Annotated in this window: 22 protein-coding genes and 2 pseudogenes; 13 read left to right on the top strand and 11 right to left on the bottom strand. The window is 58.8% G+C overall.

The features are described 5' to 3' along the window. The first annotated feature begins 133 nt into the window (after nucleotides 1–133). Genes traC through traG form a run of 3 tightly spaced genes read left to right on the top strand, consistent with a single transcriptional unit; the run spans nucleotide 134 to nucleotide 2,574 of the window. Complete coding sequence (traC, locus tag ACQKP1_RS21420) at nucleotides 134–433, top strand: conjugal transfer protein TraC (protein WP_136542987.1); 300 nt, start codon at nucleotides 134–136, stop codon at nucleotides 431–433. 4 nt (nucleotides 434–437) lie between these two features. Then, nucleotides 438–653, top strand: coding sequence for a type IV conjugative transfer system coupling protein TraD (gene traD, locus ACQKP1_RS21415; protein ID WP_136542986.1), 216 nt, complete (start codon nucleotides 438–440; stop codon nucleotides 651–653). Then, nucleotides 640–2,574 carry a Ti-type conjugative transfer system protein TraG gene (traG, locus tag ACQKP1_RS21410; protein WP_427276926.1) on the top strand — a complete coding sequence of 645 codons (1,935 nt, stop codon included), beginning with the start codon at nucleotides 640–642 and terminating at the stop codon, nucleotides 2,572–2,574. Before traD ends, traG begins: the two co-directional genes overlap by 14 nt. A 15-nt stretch (nucleotides 2,575–2,589) precedes the next feature. On the opposite strand, the pseudogene ACQKP1_RS21405 reads toward traG, so the two are convergent. Together ACQKP1_RS21405 and ACQKP1_RS21400 are read right to left on the bottom strand one after the other, a co-directional pair. Then, nucleotides 2,590–2,874, bottom strand: a pseudogene (locus ACQKP1_RS21405) (hypothetical protein). A gap of 397 nt (nucleotides 2,875–3,271) precedes the next feature. Further along, a complete protein-coding gene (locus ACQKP1_RS21400; RefSeq protein ID WP_427276925.1) occupies nucleotides 3,272–3,805 on the bottom strand; it encodes a hypothetical protein in 534 nt (177 codons plus the stop codon). A gap of 196 nt (nucleotides 3,806–4,001) precedes the next feature. Between ACQKP1_RS21400 and ACQKP1_RS21395 the strand changes: the two genes are divergently transcribed. Together ACQKP1_RS21395 and ACQKP1_RS21390 are read left to right on the top strand one after the other, a co-directional pair. Next, a complete protein-coding gene (locus tag ACQKP1_RS21395) occupies nucleotides 4,002–4,220 on the top strand; it encodes a hypothetical protein (RefSeq protein WP_427276924.1) in 219 nt (72 codons plus the stop codon). A gap of 262 nt (nucleotides 4,221–4,482) precedes the next feature. Further along, nucleotides 4,483–6,174, top strand: a complete 1,692-nt coding sequence (locus ACQKP1_RS21390) for a methyl-accepting chemotaxis protein (protein WP_427276923.1) — start codon at nucleotides 4,483–4,485, stop codon at nucleotides 6,172–6,174. 50 nt (nucleotides 6,175–6,224) lie between these two features. Here ACQKP1_RS21390 and ACQKP1_RS21385 read toward each other — a convergent pair whose 3' ends face one another. Together ACQKP1_RS21385 and ACQKP1_RS21380 are read right to left on the bottom strand one after the other, a co-directional pair. Then, nucleotides 6,225–7,604 carry a sensor histidine kinase gene (locus ACQKP1_RS21385; RefSeq protein ID WP_427276922.1) on the bottom strand — a complete coding sequence of 460 codons (1,380 nt, stop codon included), beginning with the start codon at nucleotides 7,602–7,604 and terminating at the stop codon, nucleotides 6,225–6,227. Beyond that, complete coding sequence (locus ACQKP1_RS21380) at nucleotides 7,601–8,260, bottom strand: response regulator transcription factor (protein WP_427276940.1); 660 nt, start codon at nucleotides 8,258–8,260, stop codon at nucleotides 7,601–7,603. The genes ACQKP1_RS21385 and ACQKP1_RS21380 overlap by 4 nt, the downstream gene beginning before the upstream one ends. Before the next feature lie 133 nt (nucleotides 8,261–8,393). Here ACQKP1_RS21380 and ACQKP1_RS21375 point away from each other — a divergent pair, with 133 nt between their 5' ends. Genes ACQKP1_RS21375 through ACQKP1_RS21350 form a run of 6 tightly spaced genes read left to right on the top strand, consistent with a single transcriptional unit; the run spans nucleotide 8,394 to nucleotide 13,402 of the window. Next, nucleotides 8,394–8,678: a PepSY domain-containing protein gene (locus tag ACQKP1_RS21375; RefSeq protein WP_427276921.1), complete on the top strand. Its 285-nt coding sequence runs from the start codon at nucleotides 8,394–8,396 to the stop codon at nucleotides 8,676–8,678. A gap of 49 nt (nucleotides 8,679–8,727) precedes the next feature. Further along, nucleotides 8,728–9,015 carry a hypothetical protein gene (locus ACQKP1_RS21370; protein ID WP_427276920.1) on the top strand — a complete coding sequence of 96 codons (288 nt, stop codon included), beginning with the start codon at nucleotides 8,728–8,730 and terminating at the stop codon, nucleotides 9,013–9,015. A 27-nt stretch (nucleotides 9,016–9,042) separates the two neighbouring features. Further along, a complete protein-coding gene (locus ACQKP1_RS21365; RefSeq protein ID WP_148166552.1) occupies nucleotides 9,043–9,513 on the top strand; it encodes a DUF2271 domain-containing protein in 471 nt (156 codons plus the stop codon). 16 nt (nucleotides 9,514–9,529) lie between these two features. Beyond that, nucleotides 9,530–11,728 carry a PepSY domain-containing protein gene (locus ACQKP1_RS21360; protein ID WP_427276919.1) on the top strand — a complete coding sequence of 733 codons (2,199 nt, stop codon included), beginning with the start codon at nucleotides 9,530–9,532 and terminating at the stop codon, nucleotides 11,726–11,728. Beyond that, nucleotides 11,709–12,650 carry an FAD:protein FMN transferase gene (locus tag ACQKP1_RS21355; protein ID WP_427276918.1) on the top strand — a complete coding sequence of 314 codons (942 nt, stop codon included), beginning with the start codon at nucleotides 11,709–11,711 and terminating at the stop codon, nucleotides 12,648–12,650. The genes ACQKP1_RS21360 and ACQKP1_RS21355 overlap by 20 nt, the downstream gene beginning before the upstream one ends. Before the next feature lie 56 nt (nucleotides 12,651–12,706). Beyond that, nucleotides 12,707–13,402 carry a VIT1/CCC1 transporter family protein gene (locus ACQKP1_RS21350; protein ID WP_427276917.1) on the top strand — a complete coding sequence of 232 codons (696 nt, stop codon included), beginning with the start codon at nucleotides 12,707–12,709 and terminating at the stop codon, nucleotides 13,400–13,402. A gap of 153 nt (nucleotides 13,403–13,555) precedes the next feature. Here ACQKP1_RS21350 and ACQKP1_RS21345 read toward each other — a convergent pair whose 3' ends face one another. From ACQKP1_RS21345 to ACQKP1_RS21335, 3 genes are all read right to left on the bottom strand, one after another. Further along, a complete protein-coding gene (locus ACQKP1_RS21345; RefSeq protein WP_427276916.1) occupies nucleotides 13,556–14,224 on the bottom strand; it encodes a transmembrane anchor protein in 669 nt (222 codons plus the stop codon). A gap of 18 nt (nucleotides 14,225–14,242) precedes the next feature. Beyond that, the gene (locus tag ACQKP1_RS21340; protein WP_427276939.1) at nucleotides 14,243–14,950 is read right to left on the bottom strand and encodes a HupE/UreJ family protein; all 708 of its coding nucleotides are present in this window, start codon (nucleotides 14,948–14,950) and stop codon (nucleotides 14,243–14,245) included. A 71-nt stretch (nucleotides 14,951–15,021) separates the two neighbouring features. After that, nucleotides 15,022–15,363 (bottom strand): hypothetical protein, encoded by a 342-nt coding sequence (locus ACQKP1_RS21335; RefSeq protein ID WP_427276915.1) that lies wholly within the window; start codon nucleotides 15,361–15,363, stop codon nucleotides 15,022–15,024. Nucleotides 15,364–15,482: 119 nt separating this feature from the next. Here ACQKP1_RS21335 and ACQKP1_RS21330 point away from each other — a divergent pair, with 119 nt between their 5' ends. After that, the gene (locus ACQKP1_RS21330; protein WP_054148722.1) at nucleotides 15,483–15,758 is read left to right on the top strand and encodes a metal-sensing transcriptional repressor; all 276 of its coding nucleotides are present in this window, start codon (nucleotides 15,483–15,485) and stop codon (nucleotides 15,756–15,758) included. 12 nt (nucleotides 15,759–15,770) lie between these two features. After that, entirely contained in the window at nucleotides 15,771–17,090 is a 1,320-nt protein-coding gene (locus ACQKP1_RS21325; RefSeq protein ID WP_427276914.1) for an MFS transporter, read from the top strand. Between the two features lie 68 nt (nucleotides 17,091–17,158). Here ACQKP1_RS21325 and tnpC read toward each other — a convergent pair. The 4 genes and pseudogenes from tnpC to ACQKP1_RS21305 form a co-directional block, all read right to left on the bottom strand. Continuing rightward, nucleotides 17,159–18,469 (bottom strand): annotated as a pseudogene (tnpC, locus tag ACQKP1_RS21320) (IS66 family transposase); the annotation flags it as partial. Between the two features lie 54 nt (nucleotides 18,470–18,523). Then, complete coding sequence (gene tnpB / locus ACQKP1_RS21315) at nucleotides 18,524–18,877, bottom strand: IS66 family insertion sequence element accessory protein TnpB (protein WP_037160879.1); 354 nt, start codon at nucleotides 18,875–18,877, stop codon at nucleotides 18,524–18,526. Beyond that, nucleotides 18,858–19,316, bottom strand: a complete 459-nt coding sequence (tnpA, locus tag ACQKP1_RS21310; protein WP_113460323.1) for an IS66-like element accessory protein TnpA — start codon at nucleotides 19,314–19,316, stop codon at nucleotides 18,858–18,860. Before tnpA ends, tnpB begins: the two co-directional genes overlap by 20 nt. 369 nt (nucleotides 19,317–19,685) lie before the next feature. Then, nucleotides 19,686–20,375 carry a GntR family transcriptional regulator gene (locus tag ACQKP1_RS21305; RefSeq protein WP_427276913.1) on the bottom strand — a complete coding sequence of 230 codons (690 nt, stop codon included), beginning with the start codon at nucleotides 20,373–20,375 and terminating at the stop codon, nucleotides 19,686–19,688. Nucleotides 20,376–20,399 lie beyond the last annotated feature (24 nt).

Below are 20,399 nucleotides of genomic sequence, written 5' to 3'. Positions count from 1 at the left end.
TTACGAACGGACGGGATGATGCTCAAAAGCGTAGGCTCCGCCTACTCGCATTTCTGTTAGTAGATTGGCACGCCGATCTGAACGACTCTCGCAGCGTGAACCACAACAAGCAGGCAACAGGGACAATCCAAAGATGAAGAAACCATCCTCCAAGATCCGCGAAGAAATTGCCAAGCTCCAGGATCAGCTCAAGGCAGCAGAAACCAGGGAGGCCGAACGGATCGGCCGCATCGCACTGCGCGCTGGTCTTGGCGAATTCGAGATTGACGAGAGCGAACTTCAGGCGGCGCTTGAGGAACTGGCGAAACGGTTTCGCAGCGGGCCGACAGCACAAAGCTCCGGACAGAACGGGAAGGGGAGAGGAAGCACGGGCGCCGGGCAGGCTTCGGCGAACCCGGCTGGCGAGGCTCCGGGCAGCCTTGGCGAGGCTTGAGCGCATGGCGAGGACCACGACATCGGACGCCCGCAAGAAGGACACGCGCGAGAAGATCGAGCTCGGGGGCCTTATCGTCAAAGCGGGTCTGCGCTTCGAGAAGCGGGCGCTTCTGCTCGGCGCATTGATAGACCTGCAGCGCCGGCTGAACTCCGACGGCCATGAGCGATCACGATTGACGGCGATCGGGGCGGAGGTGTTCGGCAATGAAGGCGAATAAGATCGTTCTCGTTCTTCTGCCTGTGGCCGTCATGGGCGCGGCTCTGTTCGCTCTCACCGGCATCGAGACCTGGCTTGCCGGCTTCGGAAAGACCGAGGCTGCAAAGCTTGCCCTGGGACGGGCAGGGGTCGCTGCGCCATACGTGGCGGCTGCCGCCCTCGGCCTGATTTTCCTGTTCGCAGCGGCCGGGTCAGCCAGCATTCGCGCCGCGAGCCTCGGTGCTACTGTAGGAAACGCCGCAGTTATCCTGACGGCGTGCGTGCGGGAAGGCGTGCGACTTGCAGCGCTTTCCTCCCAGGTACCAGCGGACAAATCCGCGCTGTCCTATATGGATCCATCGACCATGATCGGCGCTGCTGCAGCACTGATGTCGGGCTGCTTCGCAGTGCGCGTGGCGATCGTTGGCAACGCCGCTTTCGCGCGGGCTGCGCCAAAACGCATCACTGGTAAACGTGCACTGCACGGCGAGGCCGACTGGATGACACTTGTCGAAGCCGACAAGCTGTTCCCGACAACTGGCGGCATTGTAGTCGGCGAGCGGTATCGCGTCGACCGCGACAGCGTTGCCAGCGTGTCGTTTCGTGCCGACACCAAGGACACATGGGGCACCGGGGGCAAGTCCCCGCTGCTCTGCTTCGACGGATCGTTCGGTTCTTCGCACGGCATAGTCTTCGCTGGATCGGGCGGTTACAAGACGACGTCAGTGACGATCCCGACAGCGCTGAAATGGGGAGGCTCGCTCATCGTGCTCGACCCATCGAACGAGGTCGCCCCAATGGTCTCTAGGCATCGGGAAGAGGCGGGGCGACGTGTGCGGATCCTCGATCCTCGTAAACCCGCAACCGGCTTCAATGCACTCGACTGGGTTGGCCAGTATGGCGGTACGAAGGAGGAGGACATTGCCTCTGTCGCCTCATGGATCATGAGCGATACCGGTCGCGCGAGCGGGGTCCGCGACGATTTCTTCCGTGCCTCAGGCCTGCAACTCCTGACCGCGATCATCGCCGATGTTTGCCTGTCTGGGCATACGCCTAAGGAAAAGCAGACGCTCCGCCAGGTCCGAACCAATCTTGCAGAGCCTGAGCCACAGTTGCGCAAGCGCTTGCAGGAAATATACGACAATTCCGGCTCGGACTTCGTGAAAGAGAACGTCGCCGCGTTCGTCAACATGACGCCGGAGACCTTCTCCGGCGTCTATGCCAATGCCATCAAGGAGACGCATTGGCTCTCATACCAAAACTATGCAGCGCTCGTTTCAGGTTCGACATTCCGGACCGAGGATATCGCGTCGGGCAAAACGGACGTGTTCATCAATATCGACCTGAAGACGTTGGAGACCCACAGCGGAGTGGCACGCGTCGTGATCGGCTCGTTTCTGAACGCGATCTATAACCGCGACGGCGCAATGGACGGCCGCGCCCTCTTCCTCCTCGATGAGGTCGCCCGTCTTGGTTACATGCGGATTTTGGAGACCGCCCGGGACGCCGGTCGCAAGTACAGCATTACGCTGACGATGATCTATCAGTCGATCGGCCAGCTGCGCGAAACCTACGGCGGGCGCGACGCCTCGAGCAAGTGGTTCGAGAGCGCAAGCTGGATCAGTTTCGCGGCCATCAACGATCCGGAAACAGCAGACTACATCTCTCGCCGCTGCGGCATGACGACGGTCGAGATCGACCAGGTCAGCCGCAGCTTTCAGTCGCGTGGCTCTTCGCGGACCCGGTCAAAGCAGCTTGCCGCTCGGCCACTCATCCAACCGCACGAAGTGCTGCGCATGAGGGCGGACGAGCAGATCGTCTTCACGGCTGGGAACCCGCCGCTGAGATGCGGCCGCGCCATCTGGTTCCGGCGAAACGATATGAAGGCTTGCGTTGAGCAGAGCAGGTTCCAGCGTCGCGAAGCGCCCGCACATGAACAATGAAGAGCATCGGAGAAATCAGCATAGCGACGACCGCCAGGGCGTGATTTCGGGAATTCTCGTCATGCTTCGAAAAGCCGTCCACTCGTCGGCGACCCCTTCGGTCAGTTCGTCGAAAACCTCCATCATCGCGTTAGTGATTGATTGGTCAAGAGCGTTGCCAGCGACGCGAACGTCGTTCTCGGAGCCATCGCGAGCAGCACGCGCAAGTTCATACCCCTGATCTGCGACAATCTACTTGGCCACCTCGATTGCCCAGAGACCGAAGTCCCCGCGGTTATCAATCTGGATAGCGCCTTCCATCTGCGTCTCCCGTGATGGTTCGTCGTCTTCTTTTCATGGGCGTTGCGCAACGACAAGCGTGAGACACCGATCTAGGGAGGCAACGGCCGACTTTAAGGGATCAACGACCGTGCCCATGTACGCCAAGCCCGACGATAGTGCTCATCACCGATTGCGGCGATCCACTGTCGGCCCTAAGTGGACATTGCTGGCGGAAGATAAGGGGCAGCTTTGCGCCTCCGTTTCGGACATCGAGTTCACGTTGCGACTGCACAAAAGCAGTCGTTGCCAACAATCACTCAAAAAGGCTGATATGCAGCGGGCCATTGACCTCCTGCGATAGGTCGCGTGCGTGGCTTGCGCGAAGGGGTGACATCATCGATGACCTCGCATTTCCCCGTCGTACCAACCTACCCCATCAGAGCGTGCTACCGAGATCCTGGATCGGATGACCATGAAACCAGTTCGTTAGAGTCGTCATGGCGCTCGGCGTTAGGCGCTGGGTGAACAGCAGGGCAAGCCGACGCTTGGGCCTTGATACCGCGACGTAGAAGAGGTTCCGGTAGCGCTCGTAGCGATCACGCTTCTGTAAATTGCGGTGCGGATCACCCACCATCTCTAGGAAGGCGTTAAAGTCGTAATCCGACCAGCCCCGGCCGAACACGACCAGCACGTTCTCAAACTGGTCTCCTTTGACGCCGTGCTTGGTCTCGAAGGGCGAGTGCCCGTCGAGATATTCGCAGAGTGCGATGATCTCCCTATACCGGACTACGTGGTGCTTATCGAGTTCTTGAAGGCGATCGCTCAAAGGCTCCTGACCCTGCTTTGCCATCGCCAGGTCGTTTTCCATCCGGCTCACTGCCTCGCCGAGAAGCGGCAGGCCAGAGTTTTGAAGGTGAACGATAACGTCGCCGACTGTCCCTGCCTCTCGAAGCTCGCACAGGCGGCTCATCACCGTTGACCAGCGCGCTTTGCAAGGCTCGCCTTTGAGTGACAGTTATCGGTGGTGTGAATGAGCAACCTCAGCAGCATCACTGTCCAGGCGAAGTTCGTGGCCAAACGCCCGTCTAGTGTGGGGACACTGTCTAACTGCGGCAAGCGACCAATGGCGGCATTGCTAATGGCGCGTGGCGCGCTACGTTGCGGCCATGATCAATGACGTAGCGAAGAATGCTGAGCCGCCGCTCCGCCCAGAGGACCTTGAAATGCTTGAGCGTGCCCATCATGCTGTATGTGTTTTCAAGCGACTGGAGCCCAACTCAGCGCAAGCATCGGAGAATGCCAAGCTGCTGATCAACCTGTTTCAGAGCGGGATCCGCAACCGCCACCAACTGGTCGCCATGCTAACTGGGAAGAAGTTCCCCTGAGATGGGGAAAGCAGTCGCATGCGTGATTGCGGAAGGGATCTTGCTTGAGATTGAACGATGATCGGCGCCTTGGTCGGAATTGTTTTTTGTCAAAGAGATCAGTCTGTTATATAATTCATCACTAATTCTCTCGGAACATTTTAGCAACGCGCTGAATGAGGCATTCAGCCGCAGCAGTGATTGCTACTTTAGGAAAGCTGGTTAAGGTGCGTTAACCTGTGGAGAGTAACAATCGTGTGATCAACCCGTGAGGATCATGACGATGTTTCGCCTTCCGTTTACTGACAACCAGGAAGTTTCGTTCTTCAATGCTATTTCGCAGTCACATGCCATCATCTGGTTTGACACAAATGGTGTGGTTAAAGGGGCCAATCAGAATTTCTGTCAGGCGCTGGGATACAGCCTGAGCGAGATCGTCGGGCAACACCACCGGATCTTTATCGAGAAGCGCGAAGTCGAGCGTCCGGAATACCAGAAATTCTGGCGAGACCTCGCATCCGGAAAGGCGCAACATGGACAGTTCAGACGGGTATCGAAGACAGGGTCGGATGTCTGGATCGAGGCTTCGTATGATCCCGTTATTCGCGGGGGCCGAGTAGTTGGTGTGGTCAAGATTGCCGCCGACATCACCAAGTCGAAGATCGCAGCTCTCCATAACGAGAATATCCTGAAGACTCTGGAGCGATCTGTGGCCGTCATCGAGTTCGATCTCGATGGCACGATTGTTACAGCCAATTCCAGCTTTCTCGGCGCAACCGGGTACACGCTTGAGGAGATCGTCGGCAAAAAGCATCGGATCTTTTGTGACCCAGCTTACGCTGACAGCAAGGATTACGGTGAGTTCTGGGAGCGACTGAACGGTGGCGAGACCTTCGCGGATACCTTCAGGCGCTTTGGCAAAGGCAAACGCGAGATCTGGCTCCAGGCCACTTACAATCCCGTCTACAGTTCAAAGGGCGAGATCTACCGGGTCGTCAAGTTTGCGACGGATGTCACCAAACGTATGGCATCGGTTGGCGTACTGGGAGACGCGATCCGCGAGCTTGCGGCGGGCAACCTGACCTCACAGGTTTCCGCACCGATCGACCCATCCATGGAAACAACACGGCTTGATCTCAATGCCGCTATCGCAACCCTCGCTGATCTGATCGGCGACATCTCGGGAACAGCGGGTGAGATCGCGCAGACTGCCAGCGAACTGCGCGAAACTGCTGGCGGGATTGCCAAGCGCACAGAACAACAAGCAGCAGCCCTCGAGCAGACATCGGCGGCCCTCGAAGAGATTACCCAGACGGTGAGCGATTCAAGCATGCGAGCGACGGAGGCTGGTCATCTTGTGAGAGAGACCCGTTCTAGCGCCGAACATTCCGGACGAGTGGTCAAGGATGCCGTTGTGGCGATGGGGGAGATCGAGGCCTCCTCAAAGGAGATCTCGTCAATCATCAGCGTCATCGACGAAATCGCGTTCCAAACTAACCTTCTGGCACTTAACGCTGGCGTGGAGGCCGCGCGTGCCGGGGAGGCGGGCAAGGGCTTTGCAGTCGTCGCTCAGGAAGTTCGAGAACTCGCGCAGCGCTCCGCGACCGCTGCCAAAGAGATCAAGCAGCTCATCTCAAAATCTGCGGCGCAGGTGCAATCCGGCGTTGATCTCGTTCGCCAGACGGGATCCGCCCTCGATGGCATTGTCACGCGGGTTCAGGAGATCGACCGCAACGTGCTGGCCATTGTCGAAGCAGCACGCGAACAGTCTGTTGGTGTTAAGGAGATTGGTCAGGCCGTTCATCAGCTCGATCAGGGAACGCAGCAGAACGCGGCGAGCGTCGAGGAGCAGAACGCTGCCAGCGAACAACTGGCTGAGCGCGCTCAGATGCTGGCAAGGCTGTTGAGCCGCTTCCGGACAGGACAGGTCTCCACCCGAGACTCAACGGTGACGCAGTGGCGGAAGTCCGCCTAAGCCCAACTGCGGCGGTCTGTGTGTTGTATGGCTACGCAGCCGCAGAGGGCTCACTCTGTGGGAAGCTTGACCCGGACCTCCACGCCATCGGTGCGCCCAAGCCTGGGAGATACGATCTCAGCCTTCATGCCAGTCCGATCCGAGATTGTCTTGATGATCGACAGGCCAAGACCGCTTCCCGTGGTGCTTGTTCGCCCACGCTCGAACCTTTGCGATAGCCTGTCGATCAAGTCGGTCGACAGAACTGGTCCTGCATTGCTCACGCTGATTGTGCCGTTCTCCTCAAGACATCCCACGACGTTCTCAGCTTTGGATCCGTGGTTTAGCGCGTTCTCGACCATGTTCCTGAACAAGATTCCGATTGCATCCGGATCGAGCCTCGATAATACGGGCTTCTCAGGCAGAACCAGATTGAGCCTGGTTTCGCCCGTTCGGATGAAGTCCTCTGCGATCAGTCGAAGGATCGGACGAACGTCGGACGACTGATCCGCCTGCAGGCGTCCACCTTCGGCCCTTGCAAGCTGCATCAGCTTTTCCGACATGCGCATCAGTCGCTTAAGCGTGGCTTCAATCTCGGATGCTCGCTGGCAGGTCTGTGGTTCATGCGTTTCTGCCCGGATGCGCTGTGCCTGTGCAATCGCCCCGGCAACTGGCGTGCGCAGCTCATGCGCCGTGTTGGCCGCGAACGAGCGTTCTGCAAGGAATGCCGCCTTCAATTTCTCCAGCAACTGATTGATGCCGGCCGATATCGGCATCAGCTCGCGGGGAACGTTCCCGTCGGGCAGTGGTGATAGATCCTGAGCGCCACGACGGGTGAGTTCCAGGCGAAGATCGTGGACAGGGCGGAGTGACCCTCGGACCACAAAGGCTATCGCCAAGAGGCTGAGCGGGATGACTGCAAACAATGGCAGGACGAGGCCCAAAAGCATCTGGCGCAATAGCGCAGAGCGCTGCGCCAGCGGCTCGGCGACTGCAATCGTCAGGTTTCCATCGGGGTTCGTATCGAGGTATACCTGATGCGTTAATGTCGTAACGAAACCCTGGCCTGTATAAGCCGGGAAGATCGACGGGTCGGCTCCTCTTGAGGACAAGAGGACGCGGCCCTCACGGTCACGAACGACGAAGCTCACCTCGTCTCCATAGCGGACTTCACGTGCATCCCGTTCATCGAGATCATCCTCTTCGTCGGAAGACTCGTGGTGATCTTCTTCATGATCATAGATATCTCTACCATTGCCACGTTCGCGGAGATCGTGTCGAGCAATCGGGAGGATGCGCTGGGCGGTAGCCCTGAGCCCTTCATCATAGACGACTTCCATCTCGCCACTCAAATGATGTGCCGTGATTGCGGCTGCAGCCAGCCATAGCAGGGTGACTGCCAACCCGACTGTCAAAGCGAGACGTTGCTGGATCGAGCCGCGATTGGTCATGGCCGCCCCAGGCGATAGCCGAGGCCGCGCTCGGTCTCGATGACCTTAGCACCCAGTTTCTTTCGCAGTCGACTGACATGAACCTCGATCGCATTGCTGTCGACATCGGTGTCAAAGGAGTAAAGCCGCTCCTCGAGTTGGGCCTTTGACAAGAGTTGGCCCGGTCTCTGCAGGAAGGCTTCAAACAGAACCCATTCGCGAGCGGTGAGAATAACCGCCTTGCCCTCCAGCAAGGCGCTCCGGGCCGCCAGGTCGATGATCAAAGGGCCCAGCGAAATGATCGGATTCGGATTGCCGTGATATCGACGAGCCACCGAGCCGATCCTCGCGGACAGCTCCGCCAGATCGAATGGCTTGACCATGTAGTCGTCTGCACCAGCGTTCAGTCCCGAGATGCGATCCGAAACCTGATCCAGTGCGGTCAAGATGACGACCGGGGTCACATCACCGCGCGACCGTAGCGCCTTGAGGAACGGAATACCCAGCCCGTCGGGTAACATCAGGTCGAGCAACACCAGGTCATAAGCGGCGGCCATCAAGGCCTCGTTTGCACTGTCGAGCCTCACGACCCAGTCCACCGAGTGACCATCGGCATGGATCTGATCGCGAATGGCGGCACCTAAGACAGAATCATCCTCGATTAACAGAACGCGCATCTCTTCAACTCCAGATCCCGTCATAGCTTGTCGCCCGTCCACCTTACCGGAAGCTGAAGCAGTTTCTCGTCACGTGTAAGGGCCCTGTCAGGTTGGTGCCTGAATTCTTGCTGCAACACAGCGAGAGATGAACATGACACGCCCCCTCCTGCCTACCATCGTCCTAGTCACCCTCTTCGGGGCATCCGCTCAGGCTGGTGATGACTGTGACGTGGCGATCGATGCCTGGCAGCCAAGGGAGGCGGTTCGCGCCATGGCCGCAGATCAAGGCTGGCGCATCATCAGAATCAAGATCGAAGACGGCTGTTACGAAGTCTACGGCTTCGATCGTCGGGGGCAGCGGTTCGAAGCAAAGATAGATCCGCAGACACTCCTGATCGTCGAGCTGGAAGCAGAAGAGCACGACGACGATGACTGATGCAGCCCCCCACAACCCATCCACCACAAATGCTCAAAAGGAGAATGACATGACACTTCGCAATCTCTTGCTCGCCGCCTGCGCCGGGACCGGTCTCCTGGTCGCTTATGGCTCGTTCGCTGCTCCCGTATTCTCGATTGCTGATGTCCGCGACAAGCCCTTCATCCTGGTCGACAGCGACGAAGACGATGACGACGACGATGGCGCCTATGGCGACTGCGACGATGATGATGACGATGACTGCGGCCAAGGCCGGATGACGAAGCCGCAGAGCGCGACGCCGCCCGCCAACGGGTTGTTTGCACCGGGATCGAAACCTGCGGTCCAGATCAACTGATTTCCCGACATTCGAGAGGACATACCCATGAAAGCCTTTCTGGCAATGCTCGCCGTGACTACGGCGCTGGTCACTCCAGGTCTTGCCTCTGCAGCGCAGGTGACTTTCACGACCAATCTGAAAGACTACGGCGGCAATGGCGCTTACCTCGCCTATTACGTCACCGATGCTGCCGGCAACTACGCCGGCAGCCTTTGGATGGCGGGAGGCAAAGCGAAGTATTACCAGCACTTGAGCGGCTGGTATCGTGCGACGGCGGGCAACACGGCCGAAATCGACGGGATTACTGGCGCAAGTGTGGGAAGTGGTCGATCCCTCAGCATCACGCTAGATCTGGCCGACACGCTTTTCGATGCCGGTTATGAACTTCACATCGATACTGCCGTCGAAGATATGCGCGATGCTCCCAACGAGATCGCTGTGCCGCTCACATCTTCGGGCGCAGGCCAGGCCACATCCGGGTCGCGTTACATCGCCGACTTCACCTACACGCGCTGACCGGGAGAGCTGTGACATGATCCGCTTGTTCCACCGCTGGATTGGCGTGCCCGCTGCAGTCATTCTATGCGTCATCGCAATGACTGGGGTTGGCCTCGCATTCTTCCCCGTGAATGAGGCACTTCAGACATCGAGCGCTCATGGCATCAATGTCGGCGACCTTGCAGCGCGGGTTCAAGCGGCTCAGCCAACGGTGGAGCAAATCAGGCGGTCGCCATCCGGCCGGTTCACGGCGTTCTACTTCGAGGGCGAGCAGCCTGCATCGGCCGTGATCGACCCGCAGACGGGCAAAGCGGTAGGTCCTGCCGACACGTCTTCTGTGCAGAGGTGGCTGACCAGCCTTCACAGATCTCTGCTGCTCGGCGATGCAGGCCGCATCGTCTCTGCTGTCGGCGCTGTGGCCATGTTCATTCTGTCGCTCTCCGGCATCTTGCTGCTCAAAAGGCGTGCTGGCGGCTGGCTGATGATTCTCCGACCAGTCCGCGGTCAAGGTCAGGGACGCTTGCACTCTGTCGTGTCCCGCTTGGCGCTCCCGGGACTGGTCCTGTCTTCGCTTACGGCGCTCTTGATGTCAGCCTCCACCTTCGGGCTCATTCCGGAAGGGGACGGTGGGCCGTCGTTCCCTCAAACTGTCAGTGGTCGAACGGGCGCAGATCCGGCAACGATGCCGAAGCTTCAGATGACCCCGGTCGATGAGATGATATCGCTGAGTTTTCCGGTTTCTTCGGATGCCTCCGATGTCTACACCCTGAAGACATCTCTCGGTGAAGGCTATCTCGACCAGGGGACGGGTGAACTCGTTGCCTGGGCAGACGCTGGCTGGACCGATCAACTGCTGAGCTTCGTTCGAACTCTTCACACAGGGCAGGGCATGGCGTGGCTTGCAGTCTTGTCCGCGGCCTCGGCTCTGAGCATTCCGCTTCTATCCTGGACGGGTGTCGCGGGCTGGCTGGCTGGCAGGTCCTCGCGCCGTCTGAAATCTCACCCCGCAGAGCTTGCCGATACGGTGGTCCTGTTCGCGAGCGAAGGCGGCACGACTGCCGGGTTTGCAAACACACTGCATGCCGCACTTGTCGAGCAGGGCCTGAAGGTGCACCTGGCACCCATGACACGCTTCGATCCGCCGCGATGGGCTGCAGCCAAGCGTATCATTCTGCTGGCCGCAACCTACGGCGATGGAGCTGCCCCTTCGATAGCCCAGAACTTTCTGGGATCCCTTCAGCAGCACGATGCGCGACCGAACGTCCAGCTTGCGGTACTTGGCTTCGGAGACCGCAGCTTCCCATCTTTTTGTGGTTTTGCTGCCGAAGTCGCGCAGGTTGCCGAAGCCAAGGGGTGGAAGGAGCTTTTGCCTTTCGACACGGTCGATCGGCAGTCACCGCAGGATTTTGCCCGGTGGGGACAACATCTTTCCGAAGCTCTGGGGCTCACATTCGAACTGAACCATGTCCGCGCGCCTGCGCAGACCATGGATCTCACGCTCATTTCGCGCCGGGACTACGGCGCAGAGGTGCAGGCTCCAACCAGCATCCTGAAGTTTGCTTTCCCGAAAACATCCTGCTGGAAACGCATCCTTGGAAACGGCGTGCCGAACTTCCAGGCTGGAGATCTTGTAGGCATCGTGCCTGAAGGTTCGGATCTGCCACGCTTCTACTCGCTCGCATCCGGAAAGCGCGACGGGTTTCTGGAGATCTGCGTCCGCAGGCATGCTGGCGGGCTTTGCTCCGGTCAACTGACCTCCATGGAACCCGGCGACACCATCAAAGGATTTGTCCGGTCGAATCCTTCGTTTCGGCCTGCGCGTGGAAAGAAGCCTGTGATCCTGATTGGTGCTGGCACCGGCATCGGCCCCCTAGCCGGATTTGCTCGTGCGAATTCTTCCAGGCGGCCGATACATCTTTATTTCGGTCTTCGGCATCCCGAAAGCGATGCTCTCTACAGCGAAGAACTTGCCACTTGGACGGAAGATGGTCGGATGAGCTCCGTGTCACTCGCAAGCTCCCGCAGCCCAGTGCCCGCATATGTTCAGGATATCCTGCGCAAAGACGCCGAAAATCTGCGCAGACTGCTTGCCTCTGGGGCGCAGGTCCTTGTGTGCGGCGGGCGCGAGATGGCTTCAGGTGTTGCGTCTGCCATCAGCGACATCCTCGCGGGGCAGGGTCTTAGTCTTGCAGAACTGAAAGCGGAGGGCCGATATGCAGAAGACGTCTACTGAGCTGAAGCGGGTCGCTCTCAACGGTCCGACCATGGGAACACGCTGGTCGGCGCTGCTTCATCTGCCGCCATGGTTCAATGCAGCCGAACTTCAGCGAGCTCTCGCACAGGCCGTCGCCCAAGTGGACGCACAAATGTCGACCTGGAAACCTGACAGCGATTTGACCAGGTTCAACAATGCCGACAAAGGCGTTTGGGTAGATCTGCCTGATGACCTTCTACTCGTTTTGGAAGCCAGCATTGCCATTGGTCGCGCTTCGGACGGCGCCTTCGAAATCGGTGTTGGAGATGCGATTGGCGCATGGGGCTTTGGTCATCAGTCAGCGGACCCAAAGTCCATCGAACGAGCGAGGCTGGCCTCCCGCCGCCCTGCGTATGATTGTCTGGAAATCGACCGCAAGGCTGGCCGGGCGCGTAAACACGCGTCCATTTCACTCGATCTGAACGGGATTGCAAAAGGCTATGGTGTTGACCGGCTTGCCGGGGCGGCAAGAGCATTCGGGCTGGATGCAGGGCTCTTTGCGATTGATGGTGAACTGCGCGCGCTTGGCGCTCAGCCAGACGGGCGTGCGTGGTCCATCGCGGTGGAGCGTCCAGATTATAATCGTCGTGCACCTCATTCGATGATTGAGCTCGTGGATGCTGCGGTTGCTACATCGGGAGATTATCGCCACTGGGTCGAGATCGACGGGAAACGGCTTTCTCATACGATCGACCCGCGCAAGGGCATGCCGCTCGTGCAGTCTCCAGCCTCGGTAACGGTGATTGCCAAAGACTGCATGAGCGCGGATGCATGGGCTACAGCGATGATGGTCCTTGGCGAAGAAGGAGGTATGCTGCTCGCCAAATCGCTCGGCCTGAGTGTGCTGTTTCTGTATCGCGACAGCGATCACCGCGCGGGCTGCGGCGTGTTTGAATGCTGATCGAGCTGCCGACTACCCTTTCCATCAAAGTCTAAATTTCTTAACGGAAACCGCCTATGTCCCGACTTCATTCCGAAAATCACCTGGTCTCCCGCATCGGCTGGCTCCGCGCCGCAGTATTGGGCGCTAACGACGGCATTGTGTCGACTGCGAGCCTGATTGTCGGTGTCGCTTCTGCTTCGACTGGATCACATCAGATTCTGGTCGCCGGGTTTGCGGGAATGGTTGCAGGAGCCATGTCTATGGCCGCCGGAGAGTATGTGTCCGTGAGTTCTCAAGCGGATACCGAAGCAGCAGACCTGGCTCGAGAACGGCATGAACTTGAAACGCAACCGGAAGCCGAGCTGGAAGAGCTGACACAGATCTATATTAAGCGAGGCCTAACGCCCGTGTTTGCTCGACAAGTTGCGGTTCAGTTGACGGCGGGTAATGCCCTTGATGCTCATGCTCGTGATGAACTGGGAATTGTAGAGCATATGGCTGCAAGACCCGTTGAAGCGGCACTAACGTCGGCACTGACTTTTGCCGTCGGTGCCGCTCTTCCTCTCACGCTGGTGGTGATCTCACCAATTGAGATGCTGATCTACATCGTATCCGCAGCTTCACTGGCATTCCTCTCGCTCCTGGGAGCCGTCGGGGCAAAAGCTGGAGGCGCGAACGTCTTTAAGGCAACGCTCCGGGTGACCTTCTGGGGTGCTGCAGCCATGGCACTGACGGCGGGCGTAGGCGCGATGTTTGGCACTGTAGTTTGAACGGAAATTGTTTCCGTGCGAGCCGATAAACTTCAAGATGACATCAGTGAAGGGGATGCTGGCTATGCGTCTTCATTATGATCGCAAGGAATAGGCATCCCCTGCCAATCTATTGGTTGCGAGGCCGGAGGCAGACCTCCGGCCTCGTCTAGATCACATGACCCGCTTGATGTCGCTATAGGCGCCGTCGGTCTTCAACGTGACGGTCACCGGGTCACCCGTGCGGTTGCGCCAGAACCAGCCGTGATTGCCATCGAAGGCGGCTTCCAGAACGCCAGTGTCCTCGGCAACGCCGCGCCCCTTCTCATAGCTGATGCTTTCGTCGCCGCCGTCGCCATGGGTGTCGAAGTTCACCTTCGAGCCATTGGCCGTCCAGCTATAGTTCGCCTTGGCACCCTTCAGCATGACAAGTTTGACCTCAGCGCCTTCGCCGGGCTGCAGCGTGATCGAAACCTCGTCCTGACGCACGGCATCCTGGGCATAGGCCGCCGAGATGCCGAATTCACGGATGATACGCTCCAGAAGGTTTGATCCTTCCTGCGGAGCGGTCGCGGGTGCCGCTTGTGGAGCAATCAGGCTTTCGCCTGCGCTCTGATCCTTCTGGCGATCAAGTTCCGCCTCTTCGGCAAGCTGCGCCTTGATCTCGCCCATTTCGGTCAGGCCCATGGCGGAGCCAAGACCCGTCGGATCGATCGCGTATTCCGAGGGCATAACCACAGTGACCAGCAGGACGCCTGCGGCGATCACGGAGATGATCGTCGACTTGACGAGCTGGGCAGAGGACGGAAGGTCGCCGGGATTGGGAGCTTGAGAATTGAACATTGTTTATTCCTCTGAGGTTCAGGAAACGAAGTAACCGGTCATCTGCATGCCAAACAGCAGCCAGCCGGCGGTCATCATCAGGACATTGGCGGTATAGGCATGGCGCAGGAAACCCGAGGTCTTGCGCCAGTAGCTCATGGCAATCAGGATGATGGCGAGCGCGATGAGCTGGCCGATCTCGACGCCGACATTGAAGGCAAGCAGGTTGGGGATCAGCCCGTCCTCGGCAATGTCGTATTCGAGGATCTTGGTCGCGAGACCAAGCCCATGGAACAGGCCAAACACCAGCGTTGCCACCTTGGTATTCGGTTGGAAGCCCAGCCAGCGCTGGAAGGCGCCGAGATTGTCGAGCGCCTTGTAGACGACCGATAGACCGATGATCGCATCGATCAGATAGGCACTGACATTCCAGCCATAGTAGACGCCGAGCAGCATCGTGGTGGAATGGCCAATGGCAAACAGGCTGACATAGAGGGCGATGTGCTTCAGCCTGTAGAGGAAGAAGATCACGCCGAATAGAAAGAGCAGATGGTCGTAACCCGTGACCATGTGCTTGGCGCCCAGATAGATGAAGGGGATGATGTGAACCCCCGAGATCTCCTGGATATAGCCCTTGTCGCCTTCGGCAACGGCATGGGCCGACGCCCCATGGGCGAAGAGAAGCAGAGAGAGGCTGGCAAGCAGCAGAGTGGTGACGATGTGGCGGGTAAAGTCCCTCTGCCACATGCCTCCGAGAAGCAGTGTTTTCATGTTGGATGTCCGTGAACGGTTGAACCTGCCGCCTGAGGCGGCGTGGATCAGACGACTTTCACGAATCGTGGCGGGCGGTCGATGCCATAAAGGCGACCATCATCCCGCGTCGTATCGATCAAGATGAGGGGCGAGTGCTGACCGGCGGGAACCTTGGGGCGGGGCGCTGAAACCAGACCAGCTTTTTCATGCGTATGGTCCGCATGGTGATGGTCATCGCCAGCCGTATCCACACTCAAGTCCAGGTCATCGTCGTGCGAGTGATCGCCATGCTCATGACCATGGGAGTGGTCGAGAGCCGATTGAGACGAGGAATGTTCGATCAACGGATGACTGCCAGGTGGGACGAACGAAAACACCAGCGTGGCGAGTATCGCCAGCATAGTCATCAAGAATGATCCGAATCGTCGTTCGTTCCGAAGCGTCATGCCGCAGCAGATAACCTTGATTGATGGTGGAAACAAGAAAGAGGATTGAAATATCCCCTCCGGGGGGATAGGAATCGTCCATGAGCGAACATCGACACGAAACGCATCCGGATATCATCAAGCGCCTCAAGCGTGCGGAAGGTCATCTGAGAAGTGTCACTGCGATGATTGAGGCGGGCAAACCCTGTCTCGACATCGCGCAACAACTGGATGCCGTCGAAAAGGCAGTCCGCAACGCCAAGCGCACGCTCATCCAGGACCATCTCGACCATTGTCTCGAGGAAACTGTGGGCGCCCTGGATCTTTCCCAGCGAAAGACGATCGACGACTTCAAGACCATCACGAAATACCTCTGAAAGAGGCGACAGATGCTGGATGTTCTGCACAATCGAACCTACCGGTATCTGTTTCTCGCACAGGTCATCGCGCTGGTCGGAACGGGCCTTGCCACCGTTGCACTGGGTCTGCTCGCCTTCGAACTCGCAGGCGATCGCGCCGGGACGGTGCTCGGCACGGCTCTGGCGATCAAGATGATCGCCTATGTCGCTGTCGCCCCGATTGCCGGAGCCTTCGCTGAAGTGCTGCCGCGCCGGGCCATGTTGGTTACGCTCGATCTCATCAGGGCCGCCGTCGCCCTCTGCCTGCCCTTCGTAACGGAGATCTGGCAGGTCTATGTCCTGATCTTCGTCCTCCAGTCTGCGTCGGCCGCCTTCACTCCGGCGTTTCAGGCGACCATCCCGGATGTCCTGCCGGACGAGAAGGATTATACCCGAGCACTCTCGCTCTCACGCCTCGCATATGACCTGGAAAGCCTTGTCAGCCCGATGCTGGCGGCTGCCCTACTGACGGTCATCTCCTTCCACTCCCTCTTTGCCGGAACCGTATTCGGATTTCTGGCATCGGCGGCACTCGTTGTTTCTGTAACGCTGCCCAATCATCCCGCGAAGGAGCGCCGGAGCATCTATGAGCGAACGACACGCGGTTTGAAGATCTACCTGGCAACACCGCGGCTTCGCGGTCTGCTCGCGCTCTGCCTTACGGTGTCTGCGGCAGGCTCCATGGTGATCGTCAATACTGTAGTGTTCGTGCAGGCGATGTTCGAACTGACCGCCTCGGACACGGCGATCGCGCTCGCTGCCTTCGGGTCTGGATCGATGCTTGCGGCACTCGTTCTGCCCAGGCTTCTCGACCGAATGCCAGACAGGCAGGTCATGCTCTACGGGGCAGCACTCCTCGGTGCAGGCTTGATCGCCACCGCGTTCATCGAGACCTACGGCTTTTTGCTGGCGCTTTGGTTCCTGCTTGGGATTGGCTACTCCGTTGTGCAGACACCATCCGGCCGTCTGTTGCGGAGGTCTTCACATCCCGAGGATCGGCCCGCACTCTTCGCTGCCCACTTCGCCCTGTCTCACGCCTGCTGGCTGATAACCTATCCGCTTGCCGGGTGGCTCGGCGCGGCAATAGGTCTTCCCGGGACCGCCTTGGTCATGGCGGCGATGGGTGCGGCGGGTCTGGTTACAGCATTGTCACTGTGGGAAATAGCGGATGAAGCCGAGTTGGAACACAGTCACGATGACCTTGCAGATGATGACCCGCATCTGAGCGAGGGGCACCATCGCCAGGGTCGTCGGCACAGTCATGCCTTCATGATCGATCGGCTACATCTGGATTGGCCACGTGAGCATTGATGTCTGCTGTTGCTAGTTTGATCGACATATGCGGACTTTCCGCTGTCGGCCTCCAGTCATCTAACTCGAAGGTATTCCCACTGGTTCAGGGTGTAGGATACGGCATCGCCGATCTTGCTGTCGGGCAGGACCTTTGGCGCGATGTCATCGAGCCATGCCTTGAGAGCGTTCAGGATGGGGACGCTGTGCTGCTGGCGGAAACGGCGAATGCAGTCGGCTTGCGTTTCTCCAGCTTCTGCCTTTTCTACTCTGGCTTGGCTTTCGATCCGGTAGAGCTGCTCGAAGAACTTCAGCGCCTGCTCCGGTGGTCCGCCACCTTTCTTCCTTGTCTTCAGGGCATCGACGAAGCGACGCCTGGAATGGGCCATGCATCCCAAATGCGTTGCCCCTTCCAACGTTCGCCAGGCGGTGTAGCCATCGCTCATCAGTATGCCGCGGTAGTCGCCGAGGAAGGCCTGCGGATAAATCTGGCCGCGGCCGGGTTGGTAGTCGAGAAGCACGATCGGCTCATTGCTGTCCTCACCGCTCCGATACGCCCACATATAGGATGTGCTGGTGGCCTCCCTGTCCTTTTCCTTCAGAACCTGGACCGTCGTTTCGTCGCCGTGGACGAGCGGTTGGGCCCGAAGCCGGAGCTTCAGCGCATCGTAGATGCGGGAGAGATGCCTCTCGCTCGATCCAATCACCCAATGCCCGAGAGCGCCGCGGCTGATGGGAACGCCGGCGCGCTCGAAGGCCTGGGCAAGACGGTAGAGCGGCGTGCCGTCGACATATTTGTGGACGAGCGCGAAGGCCAGCGTCGAGGCCGTGGCGATGCTGCCCGGCAAGGGTTGCGCGGGCATCGGTGCGAGGACAACAGGCGTGTTGATGCCGGTCCGGTCGCAATGACGGCAGGCATATTTGAACCGAACATTCTGCAGGACCTTGGCCTTTACCTCGATATGGAGCTGCTCCGAGACGGCCTCACCCATGCGATGCATCTGGTGATGGCAGCACGGACAGGCCTTCTCATCGTCGGTCAGGTCATATTCGACGCGCTCGCGCGGCAGATGTGCTGGCAGGGGTTTGCGGCCGCGCTTCTTGCCTTGCAGTTTCTCGGTTGACGCCAAACCCGTGTCCGGCAGGTCGACGAGATCGCCGTCGTCGTCGCCAGCGTCCTCCTCATCGACAACCTGCTCGGCTTCATCAAAGAGCCGATCGACGTGCTTTTCGCTCTTCGGTGCAAACCGATGGAGCCGCCCAGTGCCAACTCTTCCTCTGAGCTTGACCACGCGGGCGCTGAGCGCTTCCTTCTCGGCTTTCAGCGCGGCGATTTCGGCAGCATTCGCTGCCAATTGCGCCATCAGTTCCGCAATGCTGGGTTCGCCGGGTCGGTTCATCAGATTCTTGAATCTGAGCCGCGCCGACGCGTCAACAGAAGAAGTCGGCAGCCGTCACCCGGCGATCTGGTATTGCCGAACCGGATGACGGACCATCGCATCAATATCGATGCCGTCGAGAATCCAGTGCAATTGCTCAGTCGAAAGCGACACCACCGCCGTTTCCCGGCGCGGCCACCGGAACCTGTCCTCGGTCAATCGCTTCAGGACCATCACAAAGCCGGACCGATCGAAGAACAACAACTTCATCCGATCCCGTCGGCGATTGCAAAAGGCAAAGACCGCGGGCGCAAAAGGGTCGAGCTCCATCGTCTCCTGCACCAGGACAGCAAGGCTGTTGATGCCGGCGCGAAAGTCGATGGGCTCGCGATGCAGGTAGACCTTGAGATCAGCGCCTAGTCTGAACATGGCAAAGCGCTCCGATGATTGCCGTCAACGCATCCACATCCCCACATTCCAGCGAAAGCTTCACGCCGTTCGGCAGCAACGCTCTGATCTTGGAAGAACCAGAGGGGCCTGCTGTCCGCCCCGGTGATGCCGGTTGGCTTTCACCTCGTGCGACCTCCACATCCAGCGAGCGGGTCTCATCAGGCCGGCCACAGTCGGCGGCTACGACCGGGATAAACGCGGATCGTGATGATACCGTTGGCAGCCCGGATTCCCTGGCATCTTTGACCCACTTGCGTAGAACGTTCGCGTTGACCCCATGGGCAAGCGCCAGGCCTGATATCGAAACCCCTGGCTCAAGGCAGGCCGCTACAAGCCGGGCCTTTGACGATGGATCATAGCGGCGTCGCCCATCACGCCCCACAAGCCGCACTCGCAGTTTCTGCTCTTCGTCACTCATATTTGGCGTCCACCTATTTTAAGTGGACACTTCATGCGGCATAGGCGTCGGTGGTAAAAGGTGCGCCGAAATTAGCGCTTACTCTCCGCGCGCATCTCGCGGCGCAATCTCGATGTTTGGCTGGAGCCTTGGAACGCGTCGCCGTGGTGCAGATTTGGAGGTCCATGGCAGTGCTAGTTGCTTTGTGGCACGGCGGATCAAGTACATCCCTTCCGCTAATCAACCAAGATAAATCGTTGCGGGCCGCCGACAAACCGAAAGCTCATTTGGAGCATCCACGCTTTACTTTGGCAGGAGTTCATTGTCCGCTCGATTGGTGTTGCCCTTATTCGTTCGGTCTTCGTTTCTCGGAATTGCCGGGACTAACTTCTACGTCTTGTGGGCTGGAAATTTTTTGAGCGGTAGTGGCGGCCCCGAAGGTCGGGTGTTTAACGCCAGTTTGCTCTCTGCGGTCGCGCGTTCTAGCCCTCTGATATGAGCGTCGAGCAACGCGACTGCGGTGTGGTGATCGCCCTTTTTGAGGGCGTCTACTATCTGTCGGTGGCCAGTGCTAGACCCTGGCCGCCAGCCGCCGGATCGACTTGCTGAAAAAATGATACGCGATATTGCGAGCTGCAGATCATCGAGCATCGTCAGCAGCCGTGGCATACGGCAGGCGCTTACCAATTCTCGATGAAAAGCGCGATTGGCAGTTTCCCAGTCAACGATGTTTTCGGTCATGTCGCAGGCAACGAGTGCCAGTTCAATTCGTTCGAAGGAAGTGGCATTCATCTTGGGAGCCGCGAGCCTCAGAGCGAGGGTCTCGAGTGCTGCTCTAATCTCGATAGTCTCCTGAATAGACGCGGGATCGATCGGCGAGACACGCATGCCGCGCCGCGGCAGACTGATGACTAGCCCCTGTGCGCGAAGGAGTTGCAGAGCTTCTCGTGCTGGCACGTGGCTGGCGCCAAATTCGTTGCCGATATGATCCTGCCTTAGGGTCGCCCCCGGTGCCAGTTCTCCCGACACGATCTTTTCGCCTACGATTCGCGCAATGCGCTGTGCAACAGTTTCAGACATACTGAGTCCTAGATAATCTATGAA

Origin of the sequence: Allorhizobium sp. NPDC080224 (assembly GCF_050281005.1) — a bacterium.
GTDB lineage: Bacteria > Pseudomonadota > Alphaproteobacteria > Rhizobiales > Rhizobiaceae > Allorhizobium.
Note: the sequence above shows the minus strand (reverse complement) of the source record. Positions and strands in the feature narration are given on the sequence as shown.

Coding starts and splice junctions, on each gene's coding strand:
- traC (WP_136542987.1), top strand. CDS start 134: ATGAAGAAACCATCCTCCAAGATCCGCGAAGAAATTGCCAAGCTCCAG.
- traD (WP_136542986.1), top strand. CDS start 438: ATGGCGAGGACCACGACATCGGACGCCCGCAAGAAGGACACGCGCGAG.
- traG (WP_427276926.1), top strand. CDS start 640: ATGAAGGCGAATAAGATCGTTCTCGTTCTTCTGCCTGTGGCCGTCATG.
- ACQKP1_RS21400 (WP_427276925.1), bottom strand. CDS start 3,805: ATGAGCCGCCTGTGCGAGCTTCGAGAGGCAGGGACAGTCGGCGACGTT.
- ACQKP1_RS21395 (WP_427276924.1), top strand. CDS start 4,002: ATGATCAATGACGTAGCGAAGAATGCTGAGCCGCCGCTCCGCCCAGAG.
- ACQKP1_RS21390 (WP_427276923.1), top strand. CDS start 4,483: ATGTTTCGCCTTCCGTTTACTGACAACCAGGAAGTTTCGTTCTTCAAT.
- ACQKP1_RS21385 (WP_427276922.1), bottom strand. CDS start 7,604: ATGACCAATCGCGGCTCGATCCAGCAACGTCTCGCTTTGACAGTCGGG.
- ACQKP1_RS21380 (WP_427276940.1), bottom strand. CDS start 8,260: ATGCGCGTTCTGTTAATCGAGGATGATTCTGTCTTAGGTGCCGCCATT.
- ACQKP1_RS21375 (WP_427276921.1), top strand. CDS start 8,394: ATGACACGCCCCCTCCTGCCTACCATCGTCCTAGTCACCCTCTTCGGG.
- ACQKP1_RS21370 (WP_427276920.1), top strand. CDS start 8,728: ATGACACTTCGCAATCTCTTGCTCGCCGCCTGCGCCGGGACCGGTCTC.
- ACQKP1_RS21365 (WP_148166552.1), top strand. CDS start 9,043: ATGAAAGCCTTTCTGGCAATGCTCGCCGTGACTACGGCGCTGGTCACT.
- ACQKP1_RS21360 (WP_427276919.1), top strand. CDS start 9,530: ATGATCCGCTTGTTCCACCGCTGGATTGGCGTGCCCGCTGCAGTCATT.
- ACQKP1_RS21355 (WP_427276918.1), top strand. CDS start 11,709: ATGCAGAAGACGTCTACTGAGCTGAAGCGGGTCGCTCTCAACGGTCCG.
- ACQKP1_RS21350 (WP_427276917.1), top strand. CDS start 12,707: ATGTCCCGACTTCATTCCGAAAATCACCTGGTCTCCCGCATCGGCTGG.
- ACQKP1_RS21345 (WP_427276916.1), bottom strand. CDS start 14,224: ATGTTCAATTCTCAAGCTCCCAATCCCGGCGACCTTCCGTCCTCTGCC.
- ACQKP1_RS21340 (WP_427276939.1), bottom strand. CDS start 14,950: ATGTGGCAGAGGGACTTTACCCGCCACATCGTCACCACTCTGCTGCTT.
- ACQKP1_RS21335 (WP_427276915.1), bottom strand. CDS start 15,363: ATGACTATGCTGGCGATACTCGCCACGCTGGTGTTTTCGTTCGTCCCA.
- ACQKP1_RS21330 (WP_054148722.1), top strand. CDS start 15,483: ATGAGCGAACATCGACACGAAACGCATCCGGATATCATCAAGCGCCTC.
- ACQKP1_RS21325 (WP_427276914.1), top strand. CDS start 15,771: ATGCTGGATGTTCTGCACAATCGAACCTACCGGTATCTGTTTCTCGCA.
- tnpB (WP_037160879.1), bottom strand. CDS start 18,877: ATGTTCAGACTAGGCGCTGATCTCAAGGTCTACCTGCATCGCGAGCCC.
- tnpA (WP_113460323.1), bottom strand. CDS start 19,316: ATGAGTGACGAAGAGCAGAAACTGCGAGTGCGGCTTGTGGGGCGTGAT.
- ACQKP1_RS21305 (WP_427276913.1), bottom strand. CDS start 20,375: ATGTCTGAAACTGTTGCACAGCGCATTGCGCGAATCGTAGGCGAAAAG.